General features: G+C 69.8%; 4 protein-coding genes. All 4 read right to left on the bottom strand.

Annotation, left to right across the window (positions count from 1 at the left end; translation table 11 throughout):
* Window positions 1-184: 184 nt before the first annotated feature.
* A complete protein-coding gene (locus tag WA805_RS27400) occupies window positions 185-1,102 on the bottom strand; it encodes a tyrosine-type recombinase/integrase (protein ID WP_424560707.1) in 918 nt (305 codons plus the stop codon).
* A 393-nt stretch (window positions 1,103-1,495) separates the two neighbouring features.
* Complete coding sequence (locus tag WA805_RS27395) at window positions 1,496-2,395, bottom strand: SDR family oxidoreductase (protein WP_425243780.1); 900 nt, start codon at window positions 2,393-2,395, stop codon at window positions 1,496-1,498.
* Window positions 2,396-2,496: 101 nt separating this feature from the next.
* Window positions 2,497-3,189 carry a DUF4386 family protein gene (locus WA805_RS27390; RefSeq protein ID WP_425243779.1) on the bottom strand — a complete coding sequence of 231 codons (693 nt, stop codon included), beginning with the start codon at window positions 3,187-3,189 and terminating at the stop codon, window positions 2,497-2,499.
* Window positions 3,190-3,272: 83 nt separating this feature from the next.
* Window positions 3,273-3,758 carry a hypothetical protein gene (locus WA805_RS27385; RefSeq protein WP_422286073.1) on the bottom strand — a complete coding sequence of 162 codons (486 nt, stop codon included), beginning with the start codon at window positions 3,756-3,758 and terminating at the stop codon, window positions 3,273-3,275.
* Window positions 3,759-4,453 lie beyond the last annotated feature (695 nt).

Genomic DNA, 4,453 nt, shown 5'->3' with positions numbered 1-4,453 from the left:
CTCAGCGCCCTGACCCGGCAATGCCAGTCCCAGCCCGGCCGGCGCCGACTCCGCCTCGACCTGAGCTGACGGGACCGGTTCGCGATCACTGGTGGAACCACGCCGTGTTATTTCCTTCCGCGTGCGTGGAGTGGCCGGACGGCCCGGCCGCTCTGAGAGGGACGGGCGGTCCGGCGGGCCGGCGTTAGCGTGCTGCTCCGGCGATAAAGGCAGCGACGATATAGGTGGCGTGCCTGTCCAGGCTGGTGCGTGCCCGGTCGTATCTCATCGTGGTGCGCGGGTCGGCGTGCGAGGCGGCCTCCTGCACATCCCGCAGCGGCACCCCGGCGTCGAGCGCGGCGGTGATGAACGCGTGCCGCAGCGTGTGCGGGCTGACCTGCTTGGCGATCCTGGCGCGGCGGGTGACTCGGCGGACTATGCGGGCGGCGCCGTGCCGGTCCAGCCGCCGTCCGTCGGCGGTGAGGAAGAGCGGTCCTTCGGTGCGCTCATCGATGGCCAGGTCGATCGCCCGTGCGGTCCGGGGTGCGAGCGGGATGGTGACCACTTTGCCGCCCTTGCGGGTGATAACCAGGGTGCGGTGCCCGCGTTCCGGCCCCAGCTGCTCGATATCGGCGCCGGTCGCCTCCGAGACCCGCAGCCCGTTGAGGGCGAGCAGGGAGATCAGGGCGTGCTCGGCGGGCGGCCCGAGCCCGGCGGCGACCAGGATCGCGCCGAGCTCGTTGCGGTCCAGCGCGGTGGCGTGCGACTCATAATCCAGCCGCGGGCGGCGCACGTACGCGGCCGGGGAGTGCTCGAGGAGTTCTTCTTCGACCGCGTACTTGTAGAACCCGGCGATGGTGCACAGCCGCCGGGTGACGGTGGCGCGGGCGCGGCCCTTGGCCTCCAGGTCCCGGGCGAAGGTCTCGATGTCGGCGCGCCGGACCGAGAACAAGGAGAGCGAGCGGGTGCGGCACCAGGCGGTGAACTGCCGCAGGTCCAGCGTGTAGGCCTCGCGGGTCAGGCCGCGGTAGCCGGCCAGGAACCCGGCGAGCGCGAGCCGCTCGGACTCGGTGAATACCGGCTGGACGGTGGCGAGAGCGGTGGATGTGGTCGTGGCGGTCATCGGGCACCTCCGGAACGGCTGAGACCCGGGAGCCAAGGGCCAGCCGCCAGGCCCCAGCAATGAACGAGGAACGCAGCGTAAGCCGCGCTCGCTCACGACACCAGATGACCGTGCGTGCACGATGACCCTGTCACGCCCAACCCGGAAACACGCCATACCGCCGACTATGCGCGGCTGGCAGCCCGGCCGAGTGCGCCGGGCTACTGCACGCAGATCATCCGGGTCTGGTCGTGTCGCTACCCCGCACGCTGCTACCCATCCCTGCATAGGTGACGTTTTCGCGCTCAGCGGCAACAACCATTTTCGTTCGGATGCGCTGTCATGCTGCCGCCGACCCGCCTTACCGGGTCAGGTCTGCTAGTCGACAGCACTAGGCCACGGCTGTCGCTCGGGTCAAGTCCCGCGGCGTTGGGTCTCCCGGCCGCGGGTGTTGAGGCCGGTCAGGTCGGCGCTGATCTGCCAGAGCCGCGCGGCGGCGGCGGGGTCGTAGGAAGCCTTGCTTGAGGTTTTCGGCTTGCGGTTGGCGAAATACCGGCCGGTGACGCCCTCGGCCTCGGGTGCGGATGCCAGATAGATGGAAGTGGCCGCGCCGCGGGCGGGTGCCTTCATGAACGGCCGCAGCAACGGGATCATGACCTTCGACAGGCGGGATGGGTCCTCGGCGGAGAACGACGTGCGCACCAGGCCGGGGTGCAGGGCGGTGGCGGTGACGCCGGTGCCTTCCAGCCGGCGGGCGAGTTCGTAGGTGAACACGACGTTGGCGAGCTTCGACTGGCTGTACGCCCGCTGCCCGGAGTAGCTGCGTTCGCCCTGCAGGTCGTCGAAGTTGAGTCTGCCCGCCGCCTGGGCGTTGGACGAGACGGTGACGATCCGGGCGGGCGCGCTGCCCTTGAGCCGGTCCAGGACCAGGCCGGTGAGCAGGAAGGCGGCGAGGTGGTTGACAGCGAAGGTGCGCTCCAGCCCGTCGGCGGTGAGGTGCCTGGTGGCCCAGAACCCGCCCACGTTGTTGACCAGCACATCCAGCCGCGGGTAGGCGCTGCGGACCGCGACGGCGAGAGCGCGTACCTCGGCCTGGCAGGACATGTCGGCGGCGAAGGCGTCCACCGCTGGGTTGCCGGACTCGCGGACGATCTGGTCGGCGGCGGCCTGGGTCCGCGCCTTGTCCCGGCCGGTGATGCCGACGCGGGCGCCCATCGCGGCCAGGCCGGCGGCGGTCGCCCGGCCGATGCCGCCAGTGCCGCCCGTGACCAGCACAGTCTTGCCTGCCATCGGGCCGGGGAAGTTCTCAGTCATTGGGGGCGGTCCCTTCGTGTGAGCTGCCATCGTGACCAGGCACTGGCTGACCGGCTGCCAGCTGGCCAGCCAGTGCCCGCGGTGCCGCGCCGGGGTTTCTCCTAGGCGGCCGTGACGTCCCGGTGCCGGGCACTGCCCGTGCGTACGGGCACGGGGCGGGCCCGGCTTCCAGCGGAAAAGCCCCGGACGATCAACAGGAGCGGGAACAAGAGCTCGAACAGGCCACCGGGGGCGAGGAACACGATTCCGGCGGGGGATACGTGCCAGCCGATGTCGGCGATCCCGAGCAGATTGCAGACGACCCCGGCCAGGAGCAACGCGTAGCCGACGATGCCCAGTATGGACAGGCTCCGCGGCACGAGCCTCGACGTCAGCAAGACCGGCGTCAGGACGAGCCCGGCCACGGCGGAGAGCGCGTAGGCGGGCAGCGCGTAGTCGTTCCACTGACTGCGGCTGGTCAGGAAGTACGCGCACGCCGCCAGGACCGCGAGGCCCTCCGCCACTCTCAGGACGAAGTAGACCTGCGAGCGCACCGGCGCGTAGGGCGTCAGGATCGGGCGCATCGCCAGGCCGACCGCAGCGTCTGCCAGGCCGCTAAGGCCGATCAGCAGAACGCCGGCGATGAGGGTGCCGACGGGCTTGGTCGCGCTGGAGAAGTACGAATGGATCAGCGTGTTACCGATGAAGAAGGCGACCGTGAACGAGAGGAACAGCACTCCCACCACCACGGCGGTCCTTCGGGGAGCGACGGGTCGCCCCTGATCTCTTGCAGAAACGGTCGCTGGGGTTGTCATGGCCTGATCCCTTCGTGCGGTGCGCGTAGCCGGTAGGGTTTCCGATTCGGAGTGCTGGGTTGTCGGTGGGGGATGGCTGGCGGTCATGGTGGGCATGGCCATAGGGTTGCGTGGCAACCGGGAAGCTGGCTGGCTAGGTTCTCGAAGTCGTTGTTTCCCGCGGGCTGCCGGAGCATGGCGGCGATGCGGAAGGCGAGAGGGTCGCAGCCGACGCTGGCGAGGTGTTCGCGGAGCAGGTCAGCTGCTCGCCTGGCATTGCCGGCGGCTGCGGCGCGGACCACTTCGATGTGGTGGCGCTCCCAGTTCATCTGCCGGTGACTGGGACCTTGGCTCGCCGTTCCGGTGATGGCATCGAGGTCGGCGACGGCGAGCCCGAAGGCCGGGTCGGCGTGGACGGCGAGCCGCAGCGCCGTGGTGGCCAGGCGCGAGTCCGCGGCGTGCTGTGCCTGCCGGTACCGCGCAGCGGCCCGCCGCTTTGCGGTGACCACGCGGCCGTGGACGTCAACCGCAGGCCCGGCAGCGGCCAGGTGGTCATGGTGGCTGGGGTTCTCGTCACGCATTGGCTGCATGAGTGCAAGGTTGCCCGGGTGCGCTGAGGTCGCACTGAGGTGATGCTGACGTCAGCTGGCTGCAGGTGGTTGCCAGAGCTTCGGCGCGTGGTTTGCCGAGGGCCACGCCGCCGGTGCCCGAAGGAACGCGGCGAAACGACCCGCGGCGACGGCTGCCTCTGCCAGGCCGGGCCGCTCAGTGAGCGGACAGCGCCAGGCGGGCCGCGAGCGCGGCCACATCCGGCTCATCGGTGAGAGAGCGATACGCCCGCCCCTGGGCGCGCTGCTGAGCGAGCGCGACGAAGACCTCGGCGTTGGCGGGTTGGGCGGGTGATCGCCGTGACTGCGGCCATGGCGGTATCGGCGAGAAGTTGCGCGGCCGGGTCCCCGCTGGCCGAGGCGGCGTCAGCGGCGAAGACGGCTCTCGGAAGCCCGCCTTGCCGCAGCGGGTGACCTCTTGAACGTCGCGAAAGCGCTGGTGGTCTGGATGGCGACACAATCTCTGCATCATCGCTGGTCAGACTGCTAGCTTCCAGCGGATCTTGCCCCTCAGAATGCCCCTCACGGGGCGAACGCTCAACGGTTCAGCGTTCGAATTCTGTGTCTGACCTGGGTGGAGCTAAGCGGGCTCGAACCGCTGACCTCTTGCATGCCATGAACCACCAGCATGTCCACAGCCGACACCATACGCTGCGCCAACTGCACGAACACTAACT

This window comes from Trebonia sp. (assembly GCF_049794275.1).
GTDB lineage: Bacteria > Actinomycetota > Actinomycetes > Streptosporangiales > Streptosporangiaceae > Trebonia.
Note: the sequence above shows the minus strand (reverse complement) of the source record. Positions and strands in the feature narration are given on the sequence as shown.

Coding starts and splice junctions, on each gene's coding strand:
- WA805_RS27385 (WP_422286073.1), bottom strand. CDS start 3,758: ATGCAGCCAATGCGTGACGAGAACCCCAGCCACCATGACCACCTGGCC.
- WA805_RS27390 (WP_425243779.1), bottom strand. CDS start 3,189: ATGACAACCCCAGCGACCGTTTCTGCAAGAGATCAGGGGCGACCCGTC.
- WA805_RS27400 (WP_424560707.1), bottom strand. CDS start 1,102: ATGACCGCCACGACCACATCCACCGCTCTCGCCACCGTCCAGCCGGTA.
- WA805_RS27395 (WP_425243780.1), bottom strand. CDS start 2,395: ATGACTGAGAACTTCCCCGGCCCGATGGCAGGCAAGACTGTGCTGGTC.